Here is a 2278-nt window from a genome sequence, read left to right on the forward strand (position 1 = left end):
TCGCCGAGGAAGGCCACGGTCAGGTGCATCCGCTCGGGGGCGGCCGGCCGCAGCCGCGGCGGCAGGCCCGGCCGCATTCCCGCCCGCAGCCCCGCCCCCAGCTCGGCCCCCAGCTCGGCCAGCAGCTCGGCCAGGGAAGCCCGGACCGGGTCGGGGAAGTCCACCGCCACGAACAGTCGCACGGGGCCATCGTCACCCAGCGGTCGCCGTCCGCGGGGCGATCAGGCCGGATTCGGGCGCCTCCCGACCGCCAGCGGTGATCAGGTCGGGGGCAGCGCGTGGCCGCAGCAGGACGACGGTCAGCCCGGTCAGGGCCATCACGAGCAGGCCGGCACCCACCAGCGAGACCCGCGGGCCGAACCGCTCGGCCACCCAGCCGATCACCGGCGCCCCCAGCGGGGTGCCGCCCATGAACACCAGCGTGTACAGCGCCATCACCCGACCGCGCAGCTGCGGGTCGGCGCCGAGCTGGATGAACGCGTTCGCGGTGGTCGCGAAGGCGATCGCCAGCAGGCCGGTGGGGATGAGCATGACGAAGTAGGCCGGGTAGGTGGGCGCCAGCCCGGTCGCGGCCTCCAGCACGCCGAAGGCCAGCGCCAGCACGATCACGTCGCGCAGCCGCGGCCGCGCGTGGCTCCGCCCGCCGCGGCGGGCCACCAGCAGCGCGCCGGACAGCGAGCCGACCGCGAACGCGGTGGACAGCAGCCCGAACTCCTTGGCGCCGACCCCGAAGACCTTGGTGGCCATGAGCGCGTTGGTGACCTGGAAGTTGAACCCGACGGTGCCGACGATCCCGACCACGACCAGGCCGACGACCAGGTCGCGGCGCTCCCGGACGTACCGCAGCCCGATCCGGATGGTCCCCTCCCCGCGGCGGGTCACCGGCGAGGGCACCAGGTCGCGGGGGCGCATGAGCAGCAGCCCGGCGATGACTGCCAGGTAGGACGCCGCGTTCACCAGGAACACCGGACCGGTCCCGATCAGGCCGATCAGGAGGCCGGCCACGGCCGGCCCGAACACCCGGCCCAGGTTGAAGGTGGCGCTGTTCAGCGCCACCGCGTTCGGCAGGTCACGCGGCCCGACCATCTCGACGACGAACGACTGCCGGGCGGGCGTGTCCAGCGCCGCGGCGACCCCCAGCAGCAGCGCGAGCGCGTACACGTGCCACACCTGGGCGACGCCCGCGACCACGAGCAGCCCCAGCAGCAGCGCCTGCAGCCCCATGAGGGCCTGGGTGAGCACCAGCAGCCAGCGCTTGGGGAACCGGTCGGCGAGCAGGCCGCCCCACAGACTGAGCAGCAGCAGCGGCAGGAACTGCAGGGCGGTGGTCACGCCGAGCGCCGTGCCGGAGCCGCCGGTGAGCTGCAGCACCAGCCAGTCCTGGGCGATCCGCTGCATCCAGGTGCCGGTGTTCGACACCACCTGCCCGGCCACGAACAGCCGGAAGTTGCGCACGTGCAGCGAGGCGAAGGTGGGCGTCACGACTGCGCCAGCCGGTCGAGGATCGGGGCCACCTCGCGCAGGGCGGCCCGGTCGGCCTCGCTCAGCTCGGCCAGCCGGCCGACCAGCCAGGCCTCCCGGCGGCGGCGGTCCTCCAGCAGCAGCGCGCGCGCCGCGTCGGTGGCCGAGACGATCGACTGCCGTCCGTCGGTGGGGTGCGGGATGCGGGTGACGAGTGCACGCTCCTCGAGCACCGCGAGCACCCGGGTCATGGACGGCGGCTGCACCCGCTCGTGGGCGGCCAGCTCGCCGGGGGTCATCGCGCCGTGCCGGTCGATCGCGGACAGCGCGGACAGCTGGGTCAGGGTCAGCGAGGTGTCGGCGCGCTCGTGCCGCAGCCGGCGGGTCAGCCGCATGACGGACAGCCGCAGGACGCTGGCCAGCTCGGTGTCCGCGCCCGTCGTCCTCGTCATGTCGTAAGCATAACTCATTACTTCTGCTAACGATATTTCGGGCGCTAGGCTTCCCGATGTGCGCGAGATCCCCGAGCCGCCCCAGGCCGACGGCGTTCTGCCGGTGACCGTGATCACCGGCGCCTGGCTGCTGGCGCTCCTGGTGCTGCTGCCGCTGCGCTCCCGGCTGGAGGCGCACGGGACCGGCTGGTGGCTGTGGACCTGCCTGGCCGGTTTCGGCCTCGGCCTGCTCGGACGGTGGTTCCTCGTGCGCCGCCGGGAGGCCTACCGCCGCGCCGGGGTCTCCGCCAGCGGCCAGGCCTGAGCCCGGTCAGTCGTCCCAGGCCGCTTCGGCCAGCAGCTCGTCGACCCGGTCCGGCTCGGCC

Annotated in this window: 4 protein-coding genes; 1 reads left to right on the top strand and 3 read right to left on the bottom strand. The window is 74.2% G+C overall.

Annotated elements, in window-relative coordinates; genetic code table 11:
* From VIM19_19390 to VIM19_19400, 3 genes are all read right to left on the bottom strand, one after another.
* The coding region (locus VIM19_19390; protein ID HEY5187008.1) for a hypothetical protein at positions 1-182 on the bottom strand (182 nt) is incomplete at its 3' end.
* Between the two features lie 10 nt (positions 183-192).
* Entirely contained in the window at positions 193-1482 is a 1290-nt protein-coding gene (locus VIM19_19395) for an MFS transporter (protein HEY5187009.1), read from the bottom strand.
* The gene (locus VIM19_19400; protein ID HEY5187010.1) at positions 1479-1913 is read right to left on the bottom strand and encodes a MarR family transcriptional regulator; all 435 of its coding nucleotides are present in this window, start codon (positions 1911-1913) and stop codon (positions 1479-1481) included. The genes VIM19_19395 and VIM19_19400 overlap by 4 nt, the downstream gene beginning before the upstream one ends.
* Positions 1914-1971: 58 nt before the next feature.
* Between VIM19_19400 and VIM19_19405 the strand changes: the two genes are divergently transcribed.
* Positions 1972-2217: a DUF2530 domain-containing protein gene (locus tag VIM19_19405; GenBank protein HEY5187011.1), complete on the top strand. Its 246-nt coding sequence runs from the start codon at positions 1972-1974 to the stop codon at positions 2215-2217.
* The last annotated feature ends 61 nt before the right edge of the window (positions 2218-2278 follow it).

It is taken from the genome of Actinomycetes bacterium, from assembly GCA_036510875.1.
Classification (GTDB): Bacteria; Actinomycetota; Actinomycetes; order Prado026; family Prado026; genus DATCDE01.